Annotated in this window: 16 protein-coding genes; 10 read left to right on the forward strand and 6 right to left on the reverse strand. The window is 70.5% G+C overall.

Features of this window, described 5'->3' with window-relative positions; all coding sequences use genetic code 11:
• From FBZ83_RS13740 to FBZ83_RS13755, 4 genes are read left to right on the forward strand one after another with little or no spacing between them, the layout of a single operon-like run.
• Positions 1 to 807, forward strand: coding sequence for an ABC transporter ATP-binding protein (locus tag FBZ83_RS13740; protein ID WP_247883135.1), 807 nt, complete (start codon positions 1 to 3; stop codon positions 805 to 807).
• Entirely contained in the window at positions 807 to 1667 is an 861-nt protein-coding gene (locus FBZ83_RS13745; protein ID WP_109138944.1) for an ABC transporter permease, read from the forward strand. The genes FBZ83_RS13740 and FBZ83_RS13745 overlap by 1 nt, the downstream gene beginning before the upstream one ends.
• 56 nt (positions 1668 to 1723) lie before the next feature.
• A complete protein-coding gene (locus FBZ83_RS13750; RefSeq protein WP_145683729.1) occupies positions 1724 to 2809 on the forward strand; it encodes an ABC transporter substrate-binding protein in 1086 nt (361 codons plus the stop codon).
• Positions 2802 to 3536 carry an SDR family NAD(P)-dependent oxidoreductase gene (locus FBZ83_RS13755; protein ID WP_145683731.1) on the forward strand — a complete coding sequence of 245 codons (735 nt, stop codon included), beginning with the start codon at positions 2802 to 2804 and terminating at the stop codon, positions 3534 to 3536. The genes FBZ83_RS13750 and FBZ83_RS13755 overlap by 8 nt, the downstream gene beginning before the upstream one ends.
• 15 nt (positions 3537 to 3551) lie before the next feature.
• Here FBZ83_RS13755 and FBZ83_RS13760 read toward each other — a convergent pair whose 3' ends face one another.
• Both FBZ83_RS13760 and FBZ83_RS13765 read right to left on the reverse strand, forming a co-directional pair.
• Positions 3552 to 4514, reverse strand: coding sequence for a bile acid:sodium symporter (locus FBZ83_RS13760; RefSeq protein ID WP_145683733.1), 963 nt, complete (start codon positions 4512 to 4514; stop codon positions 3552 to 3554).
• A 52-nt stretch (positions 4515 to 4566) separates the two neighbouring features.
• A complete protein-coding gene (locus FBZ83_RS13765) occupies positions 4567 to 4998 on the reverse strand; it encodes a MerR family transcriptional regulator (protein ID WP_145683735.1) in 432 nt (143 codons plus the stop codon).
• Between the two features lie 109 nt (positions 4999 to 5107).
• Here FBZ83_RS13765 and FBZ83_RS13770 point away from each other — a divergent pair, with 109 nt between their 5' ends.
• Both FBZ83_RS13770 and lspA read left to right on the forward strand, forming a co-directional pair.
• Complete coding sequence (locus tag FBZ83_RS13770; protein WP_145683737.1) at positions 5108 to 7315, forward strand: heavy metal translocating P-type ATPase; 2208 nt, start codon at positions 5108 to 5110, stop codon at positions 7313 to 7315.
• A gap of 28 nt (positions 7316 to 7343) precedes the next feature.
• Complete coding sequence (gene lspA / locus FBZ83_RS13775; protein ID WP_145683739.1) at positions 7344 to 7892, forward strand: signal peptidase II; 549 nt, start codon at positions 7344 to 7346, stop codon at positions 7890 to 7892.
• Between the two features lie 8 nt (positions 7893 to 7900).
• On the opposite strand, the gene FBZ83_RS13780 is transcribed toward lspA, so the two are convergent.
• Entirely contained in the window at positions 7901 to 9298 is a 1398-nt protein-coding gene (locus FBZ83_RS13780; protein ID WP_145683741.1) for a PLP-dependent aminotransferase family protein, read from the reverse strand.
• Between the two features lie 137 nt (positions 9299 to 9435).
• Between FBZ83_RS13780 and FBZ83_RS13785 the strand changes: the two genes are divergently transcribed.
• The 3 genes from FBZ83_RS13785 to FBZ83_RS13795 all read left to right on the forward strand — a co-directional run bounded on the left by FBZ83_RS13785 (position 9436) and on the right by FBZ83_RS13795 (position 16122).
• Positions 9436 to 10296, forward strand: a complete 861-nt coding sequence (locus FBZ83_RS13785; protein ID WP_145683743.1) for a DMT family transporter — start codon at positions 9436 to 9438, stop codon at positions 10294 to 10296.
• Positions 10297 to 10663: 367 nt separating this feature from the next.
• Positions 10664 to 11341 (forward strand): hypothetical protein, encoded by a 678-nt coding sequence (locus tag FBZ83_RS13790; RefSeq protein WP_145683745.1) that lies wholly within the window; start codon positions 10664 to 10666, stop codon positions 11339 to 11341.
• 476 nt (positions 11342 to 11817) lie between these two features.
• On the forward strand, positions 11818 to 16122 hold the full coding sequence (locus tag FBZ83_RS13795) for a response regulator (protein ID WP_145683750.1): 4305 nt from the start codon (positions 11818 to 11820) through the stop codon (positions 16120 to 16122).
• A gap of 66 nt (positions 16123 to 16188) precedes the next feature.
• On the opposite strand, the gene FBZ83_RS31945 is transcribed toward FBZ83_RS13795, so the two are convergent.
• Positions 16189 to 18558: a hypothetical protein gene (locus tag FBZ83_RS31945; RefSeq protein ID WP_145683752.1), complete on the reverse strand. Its 2370-nt coding sequence runs from the start codon at positions 18556 to 18558 to the stop codon at positions 16189 to 16191.
• 208 nt (positions 18559 to 18766) lie between these two features.
• Here FBZ83_RS31945 and FBZ83_RS13805 point away from each other — a divergent pair, with 208 nt between their 5' ends.
• Positions 18767 to 19507 carry a GntR family transcriptional regulator gene (locus FBZ83_RS13805; protein WP_145683754.1) on the forward strand — a complete coding sequence of 247 codons (741 nt, stop codon included), beginning with the start codon at positions 18767 to 18769 and terminating at the stop codon, positions 19505 to 19507.
• A 13-nt stretch (positions 19508 to 19520) separates the two neighbouring features.
• Here the strand turns inward: FBZ83_RS13805 and FBZ83_RS13810 are convergent, their stop codons facing one another.
• Both FBZ83_RS13810 and FBZ83_RS13815 read right to left on the reverse strand, forming a co-directional pair.
• Positions 19521 to 20474 carry a glycosyl hydrolase family 18 protein gene (locus tag FBZ83_RS13810; protein ID WP_145683756.1) on the reverse strand — a complete coding sequence of 318 codons (954 nt, stop codon included), beginning with the start codon at positions 20472 to 20474 and terminating at the stop codon, positions 19521 to 19523.
• Positions 20475 to 20512: 38 nt separating this feature from the next.
• The gene (locus tag FBZ83_RS13815; RefSeq protein WP_145683759.1) at positions 20513 to 22096 is read right to left on the reverse strand and encodes an exopolysaccharide biosynthesis polyprenyl glycosylphosphotransferase; all 1584 of its coding nucleotides are present in this window, start codon (positions 22094 to 22096) and stop codon (positions 20513 to 20515) included.
• Between the last annotated feature and the right edge of the window lie 7 nt (positions 22097 to 22103).

Genomic DNA, 22103 nt, shown 5'->3' on the forward strand with positions numbered 1-22103 from the left:
ATGAGAGCGACACAGATGGCGCCCATCGCCGGCCTGCGGCCGGTCGCACCGACGCTGATCCAGATCCGCAACCTGAAGAAGACCTACGCCGCCGGCCGGGTCCAGGCGCTGTCGAACATCAACCTCGACATCGCCGACGGCGAGTTCGTCTGCGTCGTCGGCCCGTCGGGCTGCGGCAAGAGCACGCTGCTGCGCATCCTGGCCGGGCTCGACGATTACGACAGCGGCCAGGTGATGCTCGGCACCAAGACGGTCTCCGGCCCGTCGCGCGACGTCGGCGTGGTGTTCCAGCAGGCCAACCTGCTGCCCTGGCTGACGGTGCGCGAGAATGTGGCGCTGCCGCTGCGCGTCGGCGGCGGCCGGCCCGACGGGGCGGACGACGTGGACCGTCTGCTGGAGGTCGCTGGTCTGAAAGATTTCGGCGGCCGCTACCCCTACGAGCTGTCGGGCGGCATGCAGCAGCGCGCCGGCATCTGCCGCGCCCTGGTGCGCAACCCGCGCATCCTGCTGATGGACGAGCCGTTCGGCGCGCTGGACGCCCTGACCCGCGAGCGGATGAACCTGGAACTGCAGCGCATCTGGCAGAGCACCGGCAAGACGGTGATGCTGATCACCCACTCGATCTCCGAGGCGATCTTCCTCGCCGACCGGGTGATCGTGATGTCCGCGCGCCCCGGCCGCGTTCTGCGCGAGCTGACCGTGGACATCCCGCGCCCGCGCAGCAACGACACCATCATCAGCCACCCGGATTACCCGGCGCTGGCCAAGGAGATCCGCGCGCTTCTGACCGGACAGGGAGAGGAATGATGAGCAAGCCCGACATCACGTTGGCGGTCGCCGATCCCACCATCGAGAGCGCCCCCGCCTCCGAATCCCCGCCGCGCGCGCCGCGCCCGGTCAACGGCACGCTGATCGCCGGCCTGGGGCTGGTGGCGCTGTTCGCCGGCTGGGCGCTCGCCGTCCGCTTCCTCGACGTGCCGTCCTACATCCTGCCGTCGCCGGCCGCGGTGTGGAAGGCGCTGTGGTCCGGTCTGGCGGTGTCGCCCTCCGACCCGCTCGGCTACTATCTGCCGCTGTGGGGCACGCTGAAGAACGCCGCCATCGGGCTGGCGGCCGGCGGCGGGCTCGGGCTGCTGCTCGGCTCGCTGATGGCGGAGAGCCGCACCATCGAAAAGCTGCTGATGCCCTATGCCTTCGCTCTGCAGAGCCTGCCCAAGGTGGCCATCGCGCCGCTGGTGGTGATCTGGTTCGGCTTCGGCGACGGGTCGAAGATCGCCATCGCCGGGCTGCTGTCCTTCTTCCCGATCCTGATCAACAGCTTCACCGGGCTGCGCTCCGTCGATCCGGAGAAGATCGACCTGATGCGCTCGCTCTCCGCCTCGCGCTTCGAGACCTACCGCATCGTCAAGCTGCCGAACGCCGCCCCCTACATCTTCGCCGGCCTGGACATGGCGGTGGTCTACGCCCTGCTCGGCACCATCGTGGCGGAGTTCCTGGGCGCGCAGCAGGGCATGGGCGTCGTCATCACCCAGGCCCAGGCGGTGACCGACGTTGCCGGCGTCTTCGCGGCCCTGGTCATCCTGGGCGCCTTCGGCATCCTGCTGCACGGCATCGTGCGCGGTCTGGAGCAGCGCATCGTCCATTGGGGCAACCGCGGCCGCAAGTGAGCCGCGGCCCGAACAGCTTGAAGTCAAACAACGCGATCAAGGGGGAGGACACCATCATGACCACTTTCAGCGTCACCCGCCGCCAGTGCCTGCAGGCCGCCGGCGTCTTCGCCGCCGCCATGGCGCTCGGCCCGCGCTCGCTCTTCGCGCAGTCCGCCCCGCGCACCGTGCGGCTGGGCGTCGGGCTGAAGTCGCTGAACGCCAGCGTCATCAACCTGCTGATCGGCGAGGCGCTGGGCTACAACGCCGCCGAGGGCTTCACCGTCAAGGGCATGGCGGTGGGCGGCAACGCCAACGTCCAGGTCGCGGTGGACCGTGGCGACGTGGAGGTCGGCATCGCCGTGCCGTCCTACGCGCTGCCGATCCTCGCCAAGGGCGAATGGGGCGAGGCCATCAGCTTCTACCAGTACACCTACCCCTACAAATGGGACGTGGCGGTGAAGCCGGGCTCCGCGCTGAAGACCTATGCGGACCTCAAGGGCAAGAACATCGGCGTGTCCGACTTCGGCGGCACCGAGTACCCAGTGACCCGCAACGTGCTGAAGAATCTGGGCATCGACCCCGACCGCGACGTGAAGTGGACGGCGGTGGGCGGCGGCGTTCCGGCCGGCGTGGCGCTGCAGCGCGGGGCGGTCGACGCGCTCGCCTACTACGACACCGGCTTCGGCCTGATCGAGGGGGCGGGCATCCCCTTCGAGATTCTGACCCGCCCGCAGGGCCTGCCGATGATCGGCGGCCAGTTCCTGATGACGCTGCGCGAGAAGCTGAAGACCGACCGCGCGCTGATGGTCGGCTTCGGCCGGTCGGCGGCCAAGGCCTCGACCTTCCTGCTCGCCAACCCGACGGCGGGGGCCAAGGCCTTCCTCAAGCTCTATCCGGAGACCGCGCCGCGCGGCAGCAGCGAGGAGGAGGCGGTCAAGGCGGTGCTGGTCGCGGTCAGCCGCCGCATCAAGCTCTACCAGCCGCCCTATCCGGGCTTCAAGATGGGCCAGATCAACCCGGACGAGTTCACCACCGAGATGGCGCTGAACGGCATGGAGGCGAAGGACCTGTCGCGATTCTACACCAACGACCTGATCGCCGACATCAACGCCTTCGACGCCGAGGCGGTGAAGGCCCAGGCGATGAGCTACAATGGCTGAGCGGCCGGAAATGGGGCGGCCCGAGGTGGAGCGGCCCGCGTCGCCGGGCCGGGCGCTGGTGACCGGGGTCAGCTCCGGCATCGGCGCGGCCATCGCGGCCCGCCTGCTGGACGACGGCTGGGAGGTGGTGGGGCTGAGCCGCACCGCCCCGGCCATCGACCATCCGGCCTTGCGCTTCGTTTCCGTCGATCTGATGGACGCGGGAGCGCTGGCCGACGCACTGGCCGGCCTGCCGCCGGTGCGGGCGGTGGTCCACGCCGCCGGCATCCTGCGCGTCGGCCGGCTCGGCGAGACGGACAGCGCCACGGCCGACGCGCGGGCGATGTGGCGACTGCATGTCGAGGCGGCCACCCAGCTCGTGGAGCACGCCGTCCCCGCCATGGAGGAGGGCGGGCGCGTCGTGCTGATCGGCAGTCGCACGTCGGACGGCTCGGCCGGGCGCGGCCAGTACGCGGCCAGCAAGGCGGCGCTGTCGGGGCTGGCCCGCTCCTGGGCGATCGAGCAGGCGCCGCGTGGCGTCACGGTGAACGTCGTCGCCCCCGGCGCGACCGACACGCCGATGCTGGCCGACCCCAACCGCGCCGGCGTGCAGCCGAAGCGGCCTCCCATCGGCCGCTTCGTGAAGCCGGAGGAGGTGGCGGCGTTGACCGCCTTCCTGCTGTCGGACGCGGCGGCCAGCATCACCGGCCAGCGCATCGTGGTGTGCGGCGGCGCCTCGCTGGTGTGAGGCGCCTTTTCCGGCTCAGCGCGCCGGCACAAGGCGCGGCACCCAGCGGACGTAGGTGAGCATCGCCGCCAGCTCCACCAGGGTCTGCGTCACCACGACCGCCGGCACCAGCGCCCCGCCGTCCGGGACGGCGAAGGCCAGCGGCAGGACGACCAGGGAGTTGCGCGTGCCGCCGCTGAACACGACGGCCCGCGCCGCCTCGGTCTCCAACCGGAACAGGCGCGCCACCGCCCGTCCGGCGTAGGGCATCGCCAGCGCGAAGGCGATGTAGAGCGGCACGGCGAGGACCACCGCCCGCGCCTGGGCCGCCACGTCGGCGGCGACCGCCGCGACGACCAGGAACAGCACCACCGCCATGAGCGGCACCGGCAGCCACGCCAGGGCGTCCGCGGCGGCCTTTCCGGCGCCGCTGCGCGCCGCCCAGGCCTGCGTCGCCCCGGCCAGCGCCAGCGGCACGGCGATCAGCCCGACGAAGGCGTCGACGAACGGACCCGGCTGCATCAGCGCCGCCGCCCCCTCCCCGGCGAACAGGCCGAGATAGACGGGCAGAAGCAGCATCTGGACGAGCAGCAGCACCGGCGTCGCCGCCAGCACCAGCCGCGCGTCGCCGCGCCCGAGATGGGTGAAGACGACGACATAGTCGATGCAGGGCGCCAGCAACACCAGCAGCACGCCGAGCCGCACCGCCGCCTGCTCCGCCGGCAGCACCGACACCAGCCCGAAGACGACGCAGGGCACCACCGCGAAATTGACCAGCAGCAGGGCCGACAGGAAGCGGGTGTTGGTCACGCTTTGCCGCAGGTCGCTCAGCGGGACCTGGAGAAAGGTGACGTAGATCAGCGCGGCGAGGGCGGGGTTGATCCCCGCGTCCCAGAGGTCGCCCGGCAGAACGGCGGCGCTCAGCAGGCCGGCGGCGACCGCGGCGAAATAGACGGGGACCTGATGGGTTTCCAGATCCGCGCGGGTAACGGCGGCCATGTCTCGGCTCCCGGTCATGGATTGTCTTTATTGGCCTGCGGAGTCCGCCGGGTCACGGGCAGCAGCGGCCGTCCTCGTGATGGGGCGACAGCGCCTCGATGATGCGGCACTCGGCGACCCGGCCGCCGCGCCGGCACTGGTGGGCCAGCCGGTCCAGCTCCTCGCGCAGGCGCTCCAGATCGGCGATCTTCCGCTCCACTTCGTTGAGCTGCTCGACGACCAGCGCGTCGACCTCGCCGCAGGGGCGGTCCGGCTGATCGGCGAGATCGAGCATCGCCCGGACGGTCTCCAGCGGGAAGCCGAGGTCGCGCACCCGCCGGACGAAGGTCAGCCGCCGCACATGGTCGTGGCCGTAGCTGCGGTAGTTGCCCGCCGTGCGGGCGGGCGCCGGCAGGATGCCGATCTTCTCGTAGAAGCGGATGGTCTCGACCTTGGTGCCGGTCAGCTTGCCGAGCGCGCCGATGGACAGCTCCTGTTTCGCCATCACAAACCCTCTTGACCCTGTAGTAACTCCAGGGTCCATGGTAGCGCACGACAGGCAGCCGCGCACCCTCCAATGGCGCGGCGCGCCACACCGCCGGTCGGAGTGGATCATGCAGGACAACACTATCGAGACCGCCGCCACGGGCACCGGGCAGGCCCTGCGCTACAAGGTGGCGGGCATGGATTGCCCGAGCTGCGTCGGCAAGATCGAAACGGCGTTGCGCCGCCTGCCGGGGGCGTCCGGCGTCGGGCTCAACCACCATTCGCAAATCCTGAGGCTGACGCTGGACGAGGCGGCGACGCCGCGCGCGACGGTCGAGGCGACGATCCGTGGGCTCGGCTTCGGGGTGGAGCCCGCCGACACGCTCCGGGTGTCCGAGGGCGACGGGGTGACGACCGACAACGCCGCCGCGACGGAGCCCCGCTGGTGGCAGACCGGCCGGGGCCGCGTCACGCTCCTGATCGCCCTGCTGGTCGGGGGCGGTTCTCTGCTGTCCCTGCTGGCGCCGGCGGTGTCGGAGGTCGCCCTGATGCCCGCCGCCCTGTTCGGGCTGGCGGTCTTCGGGCGCCGCGCCGTTCGGCTCGCCCGCTCCGGGTCGCCCTTCAGCATCGAAATGCTGATGTCGGTGGCGACTCTGGGCGCTCTGCTCATCGGCGAGGCGGAGGAGGCCGCGGTGGTCGTCCTGCTCTTCGCCATCGGCGAGCTGCTGGAGGGTGTGGCCGCCGGGACCGCCCGTTCCGGCATCCAAGCGCTGTCGGCTCTGGTCCCGCGGACCGCCCTGCTGATCGAAGGGGAGAGTGCCCGCGCGGTGCCGGTGGAGCGGTTGGAGGTCGGGCAGCTCGTTCTGGTCCGGCCCGGCGACCGCGTGTCCGCCGACGGCGTGGTCGAGGAGGGCGAGTCCGACATCGACGAATCCCCCGTCACTGGCGAGTCCGTGCCGGTCGCCAAGTCCGTGGGCTCCCCGGTCTTCGCCGGCGGCATCAACGCCACCGGGGTGCTGCGCGTCCGCGTCACCCGCAAGGCGTCGGACAACACCATCGCCCGCATCGTCCAGCTCGTCGAGGAGGCGCAGGCCGCCAAGTCGCCGACCGCGCGCTGGATCGAGCGGTTCAGCGCCCGCTACACCCCCGCCGTCATCGCCGTGTCGGTCCTCACCGTCCTGGTGCCGCCGTTGGCCTTTGGCGGGGACTGGCACAGCTGGATCTACCGCGGTCTGGCGCTGCTGCTGATCGGCTGCCCCTGCGCGCTGGTGCTGTCCACCCCGGCGGCCATCGCCTCCGGGATCGCGGCGGGCGCCCGGCGGGGCCTGCTCATCAAGGGCGGCGCCGCGCTGGAGGCGATCGGCAAGGTGCGGACCATCGCCTTCGACAAGACCGGCACGCTGACCCTGGGGCAGCCGCGGGTGACCGACATCGTCCCGCTCGACGGAAATGAGCGCACGCTGCTCGGCCTCGCCGCCACCGTCGAGAGCGGCTCGGCCCACCCGCTGGCCCGCGCCATCCTGGAGCGCGCGGCGGTGGACGGCGTCCCGCTGCGCCCGGCCCGCGACCGCAAGGCCGTTCCGGGACGCGCGGTGCAGGCGGTGGTCGGCGGGCGCCTGATCGAGGTCGGCTCCCCCCGCCACGCCGTCGAGCGGGGTGGTGCCGGCTCCCTGCCCGCTGACTTGCCCGCCGACACCGTCGCCGCCTTCGAGGAGGAGGGCAAGACGGTCGCCGTGGTCCTGGCGGACGGCCGGCCCATCGGGCTCCTGGCGCTGCGCGACGAGCCGCGGCCCGACGCCGCGCGGGGGATCGCCGCGTTGCGTGGGCTCGGCGTGCGCAGCGTCATGCTGACCGGCGACAACCGCCGCACCGGTCAGGCGGTCGCCCGGACGCTCGGCTTGGCTGTCGAGGCCGAGCTGCTGCCGGAGGACAAGCTGCGCGCGATCGCCGGCCTGAAGGGGCAGGGGGCGATCGCGATGATCGGCGACGGCATCAACGACGGCCCGGCCCTGGCCGCCGCCGACGTCGGCATCGCCATGGGCGGCGGCACCGACGTCGCGCTGGAGACCGCCGACGCCGCCCTGCTGGGCAACCGCGTCGAGGGGGTGGCCGACCTCGTCGCCCTGTCGCGGGCGACGCTCGCCAACATCCACCAGAACGTCGCCTTCGCGCTCGGTCTGAAGGCGGTCTTCCTGGTGACGACGCTGTTCGGCATCACCGACCTGTGGCTGGCCATTCTGGCGGACACCGGGGCCACCATCCTCGTCACGCTCAACGCGTTGCGCCTGCTCCGCCGCAACGGCGGCGGGCTCCCGGCTCCGCAGCCGGCCGTTTGAAGGAGAAAGACGTTTGAAGGAGAGAGATATGAGTGTGCCACGGTCGGCCCGGTCGGCCGGTTCGAGGTCCGCTGGTCTGAAACTGGCGGGCACCATCGGCGCCGTGATCCTGCTGCTCGACCAGCTCACCAAATGGGCCGCGCTGGACCAGCTCCTGGACCCGCCGCGAGTGATCGAGGCCGCGCCGTTTCTCAATTTCGTGCTCGGCTTCAACACCGGGGTCAGTTTCGGCCTGCTGGAGAACGACAACCCCTACGGCCCTTGGCTGCTCTCCGGCGCCGCGCTGCTTGTCGTCGCGGTTCTCGTGGTCTGGGCGGCCCGCTCGGACAGTCGCGCCGAGGCGGCGAGCTTCGGCGCGATCGCGGGCGGGGCGATCGGCAACATCGTCGACCGTCTCCGCCAGGGCGCCGTCACCGACTTCATCGACGTGCACGCCTTCGGCTGGCACTGGCCGACCTTCAACGTCGCCGACATCGGCATCACCGGCGGCGTCGGGCTGCTGCTGCTCTCGGGGCTGTGGCCGCGCAAGACGTCCGGCGGCGATGGGGCGGACGGAAGTGACGGTGCGCGCCGCTGACCCGGAGTTCACGGTTCCGCCGCGGCCACAGCGCGCTTCAGGACCTCGAAGACGCGCGGGTCGCCCATCTGGGCGACGTTGAAGCGCAGAAAGCCGGTGGCCGACTGGCTGGCGCTGAAGACGTTGCCAGGGGCCAGCACGACCTGTTCGTCGAGCGCCGCCCGAGCGACGGCCGCCGAGTCCCGGCCCTCCGGCAGGCGGCACCAGAGATAGAAGCCGCCGCGCGGCATCAGCCAGGGCTCCAGTCCGAGGGCCGCCAGCCGGTCCGCCGTCTCGCGCCGCGCCCGCGCCAGACGGCGGCGCAGCCCGTCGAGATGCTTGCGGTAGCCGCCGTCGCCGAGGATTGCCAGGACGAGGTCGGCGGCAATCGGGCTGGGGCCGCCGAAATTGGTCGCCACCTGCAGATCGACCAGCGCTTCCACCCAATCCGGCCGCGCCGCGAGGTAGCCGCAGCGCACCGAGGCGGAGAGCGTTTTCGAAAAGCTGCCGATCCGGATGACCTGGACCAACCCGTCCAGAACGGCGAGGCGTGGCGACGGGTCCGGCTCGAAGCCGGCGAAGATGTCGTCCTCGACGATGGTGACGTCGTGGGCGGCGGCGGCGGTGAGCAGGCGGTGCGCCGTCTGCGGCGACATCGTGGCGCCGGTCGGGTTGTGCAGCGCCGCGTTGGTGATGTAGAGGCGGGGCCGGTGCTCGGCCAGCGCCGCCGCGAACCGCGCGGTGTCGGGCCCGCTGTGCGTGTAGGGCACGCCGACGATGCGGACCTGATGGGCGCGCAGCAGGGCCTGGAAGTTGAAGTAGCAGGGGTCGTCGACCAGCACCGCATCGCCCGGGCGCAGCAGGAAGCGGCAGATCAGGTCGATCGCCTGGGTCCCCGACCCGGTCAGCAGGATCTGGTCGGCCCCCACCGCGAGTCCCTCCTCCGCGTACTGCCGGGCCAGGAGCCGGCGAAGGGGGAGCGAACCGCGTGTGCTTCCGTAATCCGCCAACAGGGTGTCGTCGGCGTGGGCGAGACGGCGCAGGGCGCGGCGCAGGGCGGCGTTGGGCATCCAGTCCGCCGGCAGCCACCCGCAGCCGGGCTTCAGCATCTCCGCGCCGGAATCCAGCGACTGGCGCGACACCCAGAAGGGATCGATGGCGCGGTCGCGGCGCGGTTCGGCCTCGGCCAGGGCCAGCGGCGGCAGGGCGCCGGACACATAGAAGCCGGAGCCCGGACGCGAGCGGATCACACCGTCCGCGGCGAGCCGGTCGTAGGCCTCGACCACGGTGGAAGGGGACACGCCCATGGCGGCGGCGAAGCGGCGGATGGAGGGCAGGCGTTCGCCCGGCGACAGCCGGCGGTCCGCCATCCTCTGGCGGATCGCGTCCATGACCTCCGTCGTCCGTGTGCCCGTTCGGTTCGTCATCGCCCGGCCCTCGGCAAGTGTATTGCGCCCGGTACCAACACAGTTCGACGGAATTGTACGGGACCGTCGCTGTCTCCGCCAGCGCCCACCGCGCTAGGGTCCTCCCGCACTGGGCATGGGACGGGAGGGGGCGGGGCATGCGGTGGACGACGGCGGGTTGGGGCAGCGGGTTGCTGGGCGTGCTCATCTTCAGCGGATCGCTGCCGGCGACGCGCGTCGCGGTCGGCGGCTTCTCGCCGCTGTTCCTGACCTCGGCGCGGGCGCTGATTGCCGCCGCGCTGGCCGGTGTCCTGCTGGCCTTGCTGCGGCAGGCCCGTCCGCGGCGCAGCGATCTCCCGCCGCTCGCGGTGGTTGCGCTCGGCGTGGTCGTTGGCTTCCCGCTGCTCACCGCGCTGGCGCTCCGCCACATCACCTCCGCGCAGTCCGTCGTCTTCATCGGCCTGCTGCCGCTGTCCACCGCCCTGTTCGGCGTGCTGCGCGGCCGGGAGCGGCCAAAGCCGGTCTTCTGGCTGTTCTCGGGCCTGGGCAGCCTCGCCGTCGTCGGCTACGCCCTGGCGCAGGGCGGCGGCGCGTCGCTCACCGGGGCGGGGCTGATGGTGGCGGCCATCCTGCTCTGCGGACTGGGCTACGCCGAGGGCGCGGTGCTGTCGCGCCGCCTCGGCGGCTGGCAGGTGATCTCCTGGGCGCTCGTTCTGACGACGCCGGTGATGGGCGGGCTGGCGCTGGCGACCCTGCCGGACGGCTGGGCGGGCATCGAAGCTCCGGCCTGGATCGGCCTCGCCTATGTTTCCGTCTTCAGCATGCTGATCGGCTTCGTCTTCTGGTACCGCGGGCTGGCGCTCGGCGGCATCGCCGGGGTCGGTCAGCTGCAACTGCTCCAGCCCTTCTTCGGCCTGACGCTGGCCGGGCTGCTGCTGAACGAGCCGGTGGCCTGGAGCATGATCGCCGTGACCGGGGTGATCGTGCTGTGTGTTGCCGGAGCGAAGCGCTTCGCGTGAGAGGTGATTCCGCCGCCTGCCGTTTCTGGCTTCGGGTTGAATGTCTCGGCCTTGCACCGCGTTGGCGATTCCCGCGAGAGGCGCTGCGTGAGGGCTGTTGCAGCGCTGATCATCAAACATAACCTTTGGCGCGCAATCGAAACTCGGTGGCCAACGCCGAAGAGGCGATGTCTGCACAATGCCTGCGAAGTACAGCATCTCCGCTGCATGTGCAGCGAGGTCCGGGGCTGGCCGAGGTGGAGCGGCTTGGCCGAAATGCTCAGTTCACGTCGTTCGATCCCAATTCGTCTGAAATGAAGTGCGCCATCGGCCAGCGTTGGTTTGTGGCGCCAAAAAAATCTTGCAGCCGAATTGATGGAGAACAGCTATGCCTCTCACCCAACAGCAGCTCAACACTCTCGACCAGTACTGTGTTGATAATCCCGCAGGCGTGCCGTTTTTAGGGGCTTTTGCAAGTCCAAACCTCGGGATTCCCGCTAATGAGTGCGCCTGCTGGCGCTGGACAACGGCCGGTCTGTCGGGAACTGTCGGCGTCATCAACGATCCTGCCCAGGCATTCACCGCCATCGCGTTGAACACGCCTTTCAACCAGGGCTCGATCTGGGAGAATGACAACTATGCGCCGGCATATGTTCAGCAAAACCACGCCACCTACATCCAATACGTAAACAACAATTATGCCTTATTGAATGGCGTAACGTATGATAATTGGTTCGCGGATGTAACCAACACTATTGTTGAGGCGACGTGCCGTATGGGTGGCTTGACCCCTGGAGCGGGGCTGCAAACCAACGGCGAGCGATATTATGTTTACATGCATTATGATCGTATGACGAATGGTGAGATCAACGCTCCCAATTACACTCACTGGTGGATCGGAATCGATCTTGGGAATAACAGAAATGTGAATATTGAAATGTTCCCAGGTTCTACGCAAGTCACCTTTCGTTTTAATAACGCCTATGCAGCGACCGACAATGCCATTGTTGAAGTGACCGACCTTACGCAAAATCATATGGCAATTCTGAACGCCATTCTGCCATAGGATTGGTTCACTTGTTTCCTTGTTCTGGCGTCTTTGATGGGAACCGACAATGGGGCGTGCGTGATTTCATTGAGCGTAAATACTATTTAACAGTGGCATTTGCGCTCGCCACCAAGTTTCTGGAATGGATGTCTCGCTTGCCGGCTTGCCGAACATGGATTTGCCTGATCGCCGGTGCGGTTGCCGTCCGAAGATCATCGGCTGTGAAATCGGAGGCCGCGTTACGGGTTGGGCATCGTGCTCATGCCCGGCACATTGCCATGCCAAACCGGCAGTCGCCGACCCGATGACACCGTGTGGGCTCGTCCCGCACAGGCGACATTGGATTCGCCAAAGCAGTGCTATTGCTATTGGACTAACAAATCGTTTCTCGCCGCCGCCCCTCCGATCAGCTTAAAGTGGCGTCCCGCTGTGCGGCAATGGCCGCGCCCCTGTTGTAGAGGGGGTTTGGAACAGGAAGGACGGGACGCCTGCGCATGTCCAACGAGACCGACGTCTCCACCGCCCCCGAATTCCTCGCCAGCGGCGGCGAGATGGGCGCACAGATGCGCGCGTTCGACTGGGCATCGACGGTGCTTGGTCCGCCCGAGGGCTGGCCGCGCAGCCTGAAGACGGCGGTGCGGATCATGTTGACCTCCCGCCAGCCGATCTGGGTCGGCTGGGGCCGGGACCTGATCTATTTCTACAACGACGCCTACAAGTCGATCATCGGCGGCAAGCATCCCTGGGCGCTCGGGAGGCCGACGTCGGTCGTCTGGCGGGAGATCTGGGGCGACATCGGCCCGATGCTGGCAACCGCCATGACAGGGGACGAGGGCACCTACGTCGAGGGGCAGCTCCTTCTCATGGAGCGCAACGGCTATCCGGAGGAGACCTACTACACCTTCTCCTACAGCCCGGTGCCCGACGACGACGGCAGCCCCGGCGGCATCATCTGCGCCAACACCGACGACACGCAGCGGATCATCGGCGAACGGCAACTCACCCTGCTGCGCGATCTGGCCGCCGGCACCGCCGACGCCCGGACCCTGCCGGAGGTGTGCGAGCGCAGCGCCCAAGCGTTCGCCACCAACCCGCGGGACCTGCCCTTCGCGCTGCTCTACGTGGCCGAGCCCGACGGCGCCAGCGCCACCCTCGCCGGCTCCTGCGGCATCGAGCGGGGCCATCCGGCGGCGCCGGAGACGCTGGCGGTGGACGGCACGTCGGCGTGGCCCTTCACTCCCACGCTCCACGACCCGGCGCTGATCGGCGACCTGGAGGCACGATTCGGCACCGGCTTGCCGCCTGGCGTCTGGCGACGGCCCCCCGCCCAGGCCGCGGCGATCCCGATCCCGGCCAGCGGCGAGGCGGGGCGGGCCGGCCTTCTCGTCGTCGGCCTGAACCCGTTCCGCCTGTTCGACGACGATTACCGGCGCTTCCTGGGATTGGTGGCCGGGCAGATCGCCGCGGCCATCACCAACGTCCAGACCTACGAGGCCGAGCGGCGGCGGGCCGAGATGCTGGCCGAGATCGACCGCGCCAAGACGGTGTTCTTTTCCAACGTCAGCCATGAGTTCCGCACCCCGCTGACCCTGATGCTGGGGCCGCTGGAGGAGGTGCTGCAGGCGGAACCGGAGAGGATGCGGGACCATCGCGAGGACCTGATGGTGGTCCATCGCAACGGGCAGCGCCTGCTCAAGCTCGTCAACGCGCTTCTGGACTTCTCGCGCATCGAGGCCGGGCGGGCCCAGGCGCGCTACGAGCCGACCGACCTCGCCGGCTATACGGCGGAACTGGCGAGCGGCTTCCGTTCGGCCTGCGAGCGGGCCGGGCTGAGCCTCGTCGTCGACTGCCCGCCGCTCCCCGGTCCGGTCCATGTCGACCGCGGCATGTGGGAGACGGTCGTCCTCAACCTGCTGTCGAACGCCTTCAAGTTCACCTTCCAGGGCGCGATCGCGGTGTCGCTGAGGCCGGTCGGCGAGGGCGCCGAACTCCGGGTGAGCGATTCCGGCACGGGCATCCTCGACTCCGAGCTGCCGCGCCTGTTCGAGCGCTTCCACCGGGTCGAGGGCGCGCGTGGGCGCAGCCACGAAGGCACCGGCATCGGCCTTGCCCTGGTCCAGGAACTCGTCAAGCTGCACGGCGGCACGATCCGGGTCGAGAGCGAGATGGACCACGGCTCGGTGTTCATCATCACCGTGCCGTTCGGCACCGCCCATCTGCCGCAGGAGCGTGTCCTGTCGGCGCCGACCGGCGCCGCGGCTGGCCTGCGCACCCAGACCTACGTCGAGGAGGCGTTGCGCTGGTTGCCCGACTCGGCGGTCCCTGGAGGCGGGGCGCCGGACCCGTTCATCGGCGGGTCGGAGACGGTCGTGGCGCCGGAGACGGGCGCCTGTCCGCGCCTCCTGCTGGCCGACGACAACGCCGACATGCGCGACTATGTGAGCCGCCTGCTGAGCGGCCGCTACATCGTCGATGCGGTGCCCGACGGCCAGGCCGCGCTGGAGGCGATCCGCGCGAACCGCCCGGATCTCGTTCTGACCGACATCATGATGCCCGTTCTGGACGGCTTCGGCCTGCTGCGGGCGATCCGCGAGGACGCCGGTCTGCGCGACCTGCCGGTCATCCTGCTGTCGGCCCGCGCCGGCGAAGAGGCGAGCGTCGAGGGTCTGTCGGCCGGAGCCGACGACTATCTGGTCAAGCCCTTCTCGGCGCGCGAGCTGATCGCCCGCGTCGATACCGCCCTCGCCATGGTGCGGCTGCGCCGCGAGGCGGACAACGCGTTGCGCGAGAGCGAGGCGCGGTTCCGCAATCTCGCCGACCATGCGCCGGTGATGGTCTGGGTCACCGAAACCGACGCCTCCTGCACTTACCTCAACAAGTCCTGGTACGAGTTCACCGGACAGACCCCCGAGACGGGGTTGGGCTTCGGCTGGCTGGACGCAACTCATCCCGACGACCGTCAGGCCGCCGCGGACGTGTTCCTGGCCGCCAACGCGAGGCACGAGGCGTTCCGGCTGGAGTACCGGCTGCGACGATCCGACGGGGTCTACCGCTGGGCGATCGACGCCGCAGCACCGCGCTTCGCTCCGGACGGCGCGTTCCTCGGCTACATCGGCTCGGTGATCGACATCACCGAGCGCAAGGAGGTCGAGGACGCCCAGAGGCGGCTCAACGACGTGCTGGAGCAGCGCATCGCCTTGGCGGTCGCCGAGCGGGAGCAGGCCGAGGCGCAGCTCCGCCAGGCCCAGAAGATGGACGCGGTCGGCAAGCTGACCGGCGGGGTGGCGCACGACTTCAACAACCTGCTTCAGGTGATCTCCGGCAACCTCCAGCTCCTGACGAAGGACGTCGCGGGGAACGACCGTGCCGAACAGCGGCTGCGGAACGCGCTGAGCGGCGTCAGCCGCGGGTCGAAGCTGGTCGCCCAGCTCCTCGCCTTCGGGCGTCGCCAGCCCCTGGCCCCCCGCGTGGTCAATCTGGGCCGGCTCGTCCGCGGCCTCGACGAGATGATGCGTCGTGTGCTCGGCGAGGGCGTCGAGATCGAAACCATGATCGCGGGCGGCCTGTGGACCACCTTCGCCGACGAGAGCCAGGTCGAGAACGCGCTGCTCAATCTGGCGATCAACGCCCGCGACGCCATGAACGGCCACGGCCGGCTGACCATCGAGGCCGGCAACGCCTTTCTCGACGACCCCTACGCCGCCCGGCACGCCGAGGTGGAACCCGGCCATTACGTCATGCTGGCGGTGACGGACACCGGCTGCGGCATCCCGCCGGACGTGCTCGATCACGTCTTCGAGCCGTTCTTCACGACCAAGCCGGAAGGGCAGGGCACCGGCCTCGGCCTCAGCATGGTCTACGGATTCGTCAAGCAGTCGGGCGGGCACGTCAAGATCTACAGCGAGCCCGGCCAGGGCACCACGGTCCGCGTGTATCTGCCGCGCGCGCATCAGCCGGAGGACGTCGTGACGGTGATCGACACCGGGCCGGAGACGGGCGGCTCGGAAACCGTTCTGGTGGTCGAGGACGACGACGACGTGCGGGCGACCGTGGTCGAGATGATGTCCGATCTCGGCTACCGCGTGCTCAAGGCGCGGGACGCGCAGAGCGCGCTGGCCATCGTGGAAAGCGGGGTGCCCATCGACCTGCTGTTCACCGACGTCGTCATGCCCGGATCGCTGCGCAGCCCGGAGCTGGCGCGTCGCGCCAAGGAGCGCCTGCCGGGGATTGCCGTCCTGTTCACCTCGGGCTACACCGAGAACGCGATCGTGCATGGCGGGCGGCTCGATCTCGGCGTCGAGCTTCTGAGCAAGCCCTACACCCGCGAGGCGCTGGCCCGCAAAGTCCGGCATGTTCTGCGCAACCAGCAGCAGAGGGCGAAGGGGATGTCCGACGAACGAGGAGTGGCCTCGAAGCCGACCGCTGAAGGCGGGCCGGCAAGGGCGGAAAGCCACCAGGGCTTGCGCGTCCTCCTGGTGGAGGACGACGCCTTGATCCGCCTCGTCACGGTGGAGATGCTGACCGGGCTCGGCCACTCGGTCGTCGAAGCCGGCAACGCCGAGGAGGCGCTGTCGATCGCCGAGACGGAGCCCGTCGACGCGCTGCTGACGGACATCAGCCTGCCGGGCATGTCGGGAGAGCGGTTGGCCGCCGCGCTGCGCGAACGCCACCCGTCCCTGCCGGTCGTCTACGCGTCGGGCGCCGACCGGGCGCCCGAGGGCGGCGTCCACCTGCCGAAGCCCTACGACGACGCGGGGTTGGCCGAGGCGCTGGAGAGGGCGGTGAAGCGGCTCGGTTGATCGCCGTTCCGGGCACCACGGCCGTCCCGAGCCCCGGCGCGCCAGCCGGGGCGCCGGGCAGGGGGCTCACGGCGTCAGGAACAGGGCCGAGGTCCAGACCCGCGATTGGTCGCGCTGGCGCGCGGTGAGGAACAGCGGATGCTCCCGGCCCGGGGCGAGGCCGAGGTCGGCGAGCGGGATGCGCCCGGCGAGGTCGCGGGGCAGCGGCGCCTCGGTGACGCGCTCAACCGTCACCTCCAGCTCCGTGCCGGGCAGCACGCGGGTGACCCGCCCGGCGTCCGCGTCGGCCAGCAGTGCGTCGCCGTCGATGTCCAGCACCGCTTCCGGAGCGTGCGGGTTGGGCGGGGGGCTGAGCGGGTTGCCGACCTTCACATAGGTGCCGATGGCCAAACGCACCTGGATGCGCGCGCCGGCCAGACGCGACAGCGCCAGCTCCACCCCGTCGCTGTCACCGTGGGTGACGGTGCGGATGGCGACGGTGGTGGCGTCGCGGCGCCAGCAGCCCTGCTCCGGATGGTCGAAGCCGAAGGGCTCGACCCGCTGCACGGCGGCGCCGGTGACGGTGATCCCGCCGTCCCAATAGGCGCCGCGGTAGCGGTCCTTGATGCGGGCGCCGCCCAACCGCAGGCGGATCTTCGTCTCCGACAGGCCCAATTCGCGGTGCAGGTCGCGCTCCCAGACCAGCCGGTCGCCATCGAACAGGCGCAGGCTCTCCCATCCCCGGTCGCCGAGCAGGCGGTAGTCCAGCGCCTCGCCGTCGGCGCCCGAAACCACCTCGCCCATCCAGCGCTCGCCCAGCCGCAGGCTGGCGAAGCTGCGCTCCCCGGTGGTCGCGAAGGTCCGCCGTGCGCGCAACGCCCGGCCCACCGAGGCGCGGTCAAGCCGGTCGGCGAAGACGCCGGTCAGCCCGCCGCGCGCCCCAAACACCGCGGTCGCCGGCGCCCCGCCGCCGCAGCGCCCCTGATGCTCGTCGCTGCTCGCCGAGGCGCCGAGCCGGTAGCCGCGGGCCAGCGCCTCGGCATAGACCCAGTGGAACTGGCCCCAGGCGGACCCGATCTCGATCAGCCGCTCCAGCTCCGGGTGGTGCCAATCGAGGTTGCAGCGCCGCCCGCCGACATGGGGGATCAGCAGATGGCCCTCCGGATCGTCCCGGTAGGCGGCGTAGAGGTCGTCGAGCGGCCAGGCGCCGGGGCGCAGCGCGCCACGGGTCGACTCGTTCCATTCGAAGGAGCGCACCGGCTGCCCCCGCCCGTCCGCCGGAAAGCGCGGCTGCCCGTCGCGCAGGAAGATCACGTTGTGGTCGCCGCCCGCCGCGGAGTTGCCGCACCATTCCGTGCCGGGGTAGCAGACGAAGCGGTCCGGCTCGTTGTAGCGGTCGATCAGGCCGACCGCCTCGGTCCAGGCGCGCTCCGTCACGTTGAAGTCGTTGGCGGTGTAGCCCAGCACGTCCAGCCCGGCGACGTCACGGCCGTAGGACAGGTTGTAGGCGGTGTCGTTGGTCCCCACCGTGTCGTTGGAGTGGACGTGCAGGTCGGCGTAGACGGCGCGCGGCGCCCCGTCCTCGGCGGTGACGAAGGCTTCGGCGGGGGCGAGGCCCGGCGCCGTCGCGGCGATCCGCCATTCCCCGGCGCCGAGGTCGAGCGCCTCGCGCCGGACCAGCCAGCCGTTCGCCTGCGGGTCGGGGGCCAGTGCAACCGTCCGAGCGCTTTCGCCCTCCGGCCCGGTGCCATTCGGCCCGGTGATGGTGAGGGTGACGTCCAGCGTGGCGTCGAGGCAGCAGTTGCCCCAGGCGTCGTCGGCGCGCAGCAGCAGCGACGCCGGGCCGGGGGCGATCAGCCGCGGCGCGACCAGCCGCAGGGCGGCGGGGACGCCCGGCACGATGTCGATGGCGCAGTCGCCCGGCACCTCCGCGTATTTCTGGCTGCCCAGCGGGTCGATGAAGACGCGGAAGCGGAAGCCCTGCTCGACGAAGGTCTGCACCCGCGTGCCCGGTCCGCCCTGGCGCCGGTCGCCCAGCCGGATCGCGATGCGGTCGCCGGGATTCAGGTAGCCGTCGATCACATCGATGATGATGGCCTTCTGGTAGGGCCGCTCGTGCCCCTTCTGGTCGAAGCGCACCTTCAGCGCCTGCACGGTCGCCGGGCTCTGCCCCGGGACCAGCGGGCCGGCCTCGTACTCGGCGGAGACGAAGTTGGCCGCCGTGGGGTCGCTGGTCTGGAACAGCGCCCAGTCCGAATAGAACTTCATCGCCAGCTTGATCCCGGCCCCGTCGGCGAGGCCCGACCCGCCGACCTCGTAGACCAGCGTCACCTCGGTCCATTCGCCGGCCACCAGCCGCTGGTGGGAGCAGGTTGTGGCGCCAAGGAAGGGGCGGGCCTTGTTCCGCTCGTAAAGGCCGGCGGGGGCGATGTGGCCGGTGGGGACGGGATCGCTCATGGGACGGGACCTCGTGCAGGGGAGGGGCGGCGCGCCGCAACGGCTAATACATTGCATAACAAGTTCGATGATACAATATAAGACATGTGGAGAGGCCCACCGGGCACCGGTGCGGTGGGATGATGATGCGGACGCTTGAGCGCAGCGGGTGCCGGTGGCATCAAGGCGGGGATGCAGTCGCCACGGGCGGGAGGGAGCGGTGGCCCCGATGAGGGACGGTTCGGTGCGGGACGGTTTGGTGCGGGAGAACGCGACGGCCCTCTACCGGCAGATCGCCGACCGCCTGCGCGAGGAGATCGCGGCGGGCCGGTTCGAACCCTCGGGCCGCCTGCCGAGCGAGAGCGAGATCGGCATCCGCTTCGCGGTCAGCCGGGTGACGGTCCGCCTCGCGCTCGACCGGCTGGAGGCGGAAGGGCTGATCGAGCGGCGCAAGGGCAAGGGCACCTTCACGGCGGGCAAGCGCGTCCGTCACCCGCTGGACCGGCTGCGCAGCTTCCATGAATCCCTGCGGCTCCAGGGGCTGAACGCCAGCATGCGTCATCTTTCGGCGGGCATGACCGCCACGCCGCCGGCCCTGACGGACCAGTTCGGCCCGCGCTGCCTGGAGGTGCGGCGCCTGCATCTGGTGGAGGGCGAGCCGGTGGCGCTGGGCCGCAGCCTGCTGTCTCCGGAGTTGGCGGGTGTCGATTGGGCGGCGGTCGGGCAGAAGCCGATCTACGCCATCCTGAGGGAGGTCACCGGCCAGCCGGTGGTCGGCGCCGACATCGAGGTCAAGGCCGAGGCCGCCGGCGCGGCGATCGCCGAACCGCTCGGCGGAGCGGCGGGGATGCCGCTGCTGGTGATGATCCGGCGTTCCGTCTTCGCGGACGGCGCCTGCGCCGACCACGCCGTCTTCCACGTCCGTCCGGAGCGTTACAGCTTCGTGCTGTCCCACCGCTGGGAGGGGTAAAGCCGCGGGCTGCTCAGCGCAGCGTCTCGGCGCAGCCGTCGAGGCCCAACCCGCGGCACAGCGCCTGGGCCAGCAGGCGGCCGTCCGGGTTGTCCGGCCCGACGGTGCCGGGCGGTCGCCCGAGCAGCGGGTAGAGCATCATGCCGCCCTGCGGGTCCTGCGCGACGGCCTGGGCGAGCCGCTCGGCCAGCGGCACCGTGTAGGTCGGCCCGCCGAGCTGGCTCGGCGGCACCTGGACGCCGAGGGCGAGCGGCCCTTTCCAGACTTGCCGGTAAGCTTGGTACGCCTGCCAGGGATCGAAGGTCGGGCCGGCCTCATAGGCCATGATGGAGACGAGGTCGATCGCCTCGGCCTGCGGGGAGCGCAGCAGATTGAGGATCGACCCGGTGTGGGGGCCGCGCGGCTGGGCGTCGCGGAACGCGCCCTCGCCATAGGCCCCGATGCTCCAGCCCGGCACGGTCAGCAGCAGGGGGCGGGGGAAGGCGTCGCGAAAGCGCGCGACCAGATCCAGCCAGGCGGCATCGGACAGGCAGCGCACCCGCGCCCGGACGGAGCAGCCGGGGGACACCGGCTCGAAATCCAGATCGATTCCGTCGGCGCCCAGGTCCTGGACCAGCCGCACCAGCGCGTCGAGGTTCAGAGCGTCCCAATTGGCGTAGTTGGCCCCGCCGACGGCGAGCAGAACGCGGGTGCCCGGCTGGCGCTGCTTCAACAGCGCGATGGCGTCCCTCAGCACCGTGCCGGGAAAGCCATATTGCAGGCCGGTCCCCTTGAGGTCGAGCCGGCCGGGATAGGCGGCGTCGGGCCGGACGAAGGACAGGGCGACCAGATTCATGTAGCCGGGGAGCGTCGCCAGCGTCGTGGCGGCCGGGCCGGTGGCCGGGCGCTCGTACCAGCTGTCGTGATAGACGAGGAGCGGGCGTGCCGGCAGACCCTGCGCGCCCGTGCCCGCTTTCGCGTCCGCCATGCCGCCGGCCAGAAGTCCGGCGGCAAGGGCCAGGGCGCCTAGAACACGTCGCGCCCGAACAGGCCGGTGGTCACGGTGCTGATGATGATCTTCGCATCGAGCCATAGCGACCAGTTCTCGATATAGTGGATGTCCATGTCGACCCCGACGCGCGCCTTTTCGACGGTGTGGATGCCGCCGCGCATGCCATTGATCTGGGCCCAGCCGGTGATCCCCGGCTTGACGCGGCTGCGCGCCGCGTATTCGCGCGCCACCTCGGCGTAGCGCTGGTTGCCGACCCGCATGTTCGGGACATGGGCGCGCGGGCCGACCACCGACATGTCGCCGGCCAGCACGTTGATGAGCTGGGGCAGCTCGTCGATGCTCGTCCGGCGCAGGAAGCGGCCGACGCGGGTGATGCGCGGGTTGTCCCGCCTGGTGCCGATGGCGCCGTCGTCGCTGTCGTCCACCTTCATCGTGCGGAACTTCAGCATCGTGAAGGGGCGGTTGTTGAAGCCGACGCGGGTCTGCCGGAAGATGATCGGCCCCGGCGAGTCCAGGCGGACCGCGATGGCCGCGGCCAGCATGAAGGGCGAGGCGACGAGCAGGCCGAGGCCCGCGACCACGACGTCCTCGATGCGCTTCACGACGATCTGCATGCCGCGCAGCGGCTGTCGCATCACCAGCAGGGCCGGGATGTCGCCGATGTGCCTCAGGTTGGCGAGCCGCAGCCGGATGCTCTCCTCGTCCAGCGGAATCAGGATGTCGAGGGAGATCATCTGGAGTTGCATGCGCAGGCTGTGGATGCGCATCGCCGCCCGCCAGGGCAGGGCGATGACGACCATGTCGACGCGGTTGTCCGGCAGGAAGCGCTTGAAGTCCGTCAGGTCGCCGGAGACCGGAAGGCCGGCCAGCGACGCCGGCCGGCGGTCGCTGTCGCGGTCGTCGAACAGGCCGAGGATGCTGTAGTTCGCCCGGTGCTCCGGCAGGGCCAGATGCGCGATCATCCGTTCCGCCACGTCGGTCGCGCCCAGTATGACCACCCGGCGGCGCAGCACCCCGCGCTCCTCCAGAAGGCGCACGCCCCGCGCCGCCAGGATGCGGCCCGCCCCGAGACAGGCGAGCGCCATCCCGCCCCACAAGGCGAGCATGTCCGAGGGGCCGACCTCCGGCTGGAAGGCCCAGACGAGGAGGGACAGGACGGTTCCGGCGGGCAGCAGGCCCCCGACCACGTCCAGCAGCGACTTTCCCCAGTGCCGGTAGTTCTCGACACGGTAGGCGCCGATGGTGGTCATGGCGCGCAGATAGACGCCGAGCGTGATGGCCGTGAAGATGAGCGCCTGGAGGAGCAGGCGGCCGTCGTCGAACGACGCCCCGTCCGTCCGGCGGGCCCAGGCGGCCCAGGCGGCGAGACCGGCGGCCGCCAGCAGGACGCCGTCCGCCCCCTTCACCAGCCGGTTGACAAGCCCATGCGTCCAGTGCAGCCAGCCGTCCCGCGAGCCGGCGAAGTCGCCGGAAGGCGGCGCGAAATCCGGTGCTGAGTCCGGCGCAAAGTCCGGTGGCGCGTCCGCTGGCGGCGCGGCAAGGTCCGGAACGGCGCTTCGCTCGTCTGCCGGAAAACGGACCTGCACGTCGTCGCGCATGGCAGTC

It is taken from the genome of Azospirillum brasilense, assembly GCF_007827815.1.
In the GTDB taxonomy this organism is placed as follows: Bacteria; Pseudomonadota; Alphaproteobacteria; order Azospirillales; family Azospirillaceae; genus Azospirillum; species Azospirillum brasilense_C.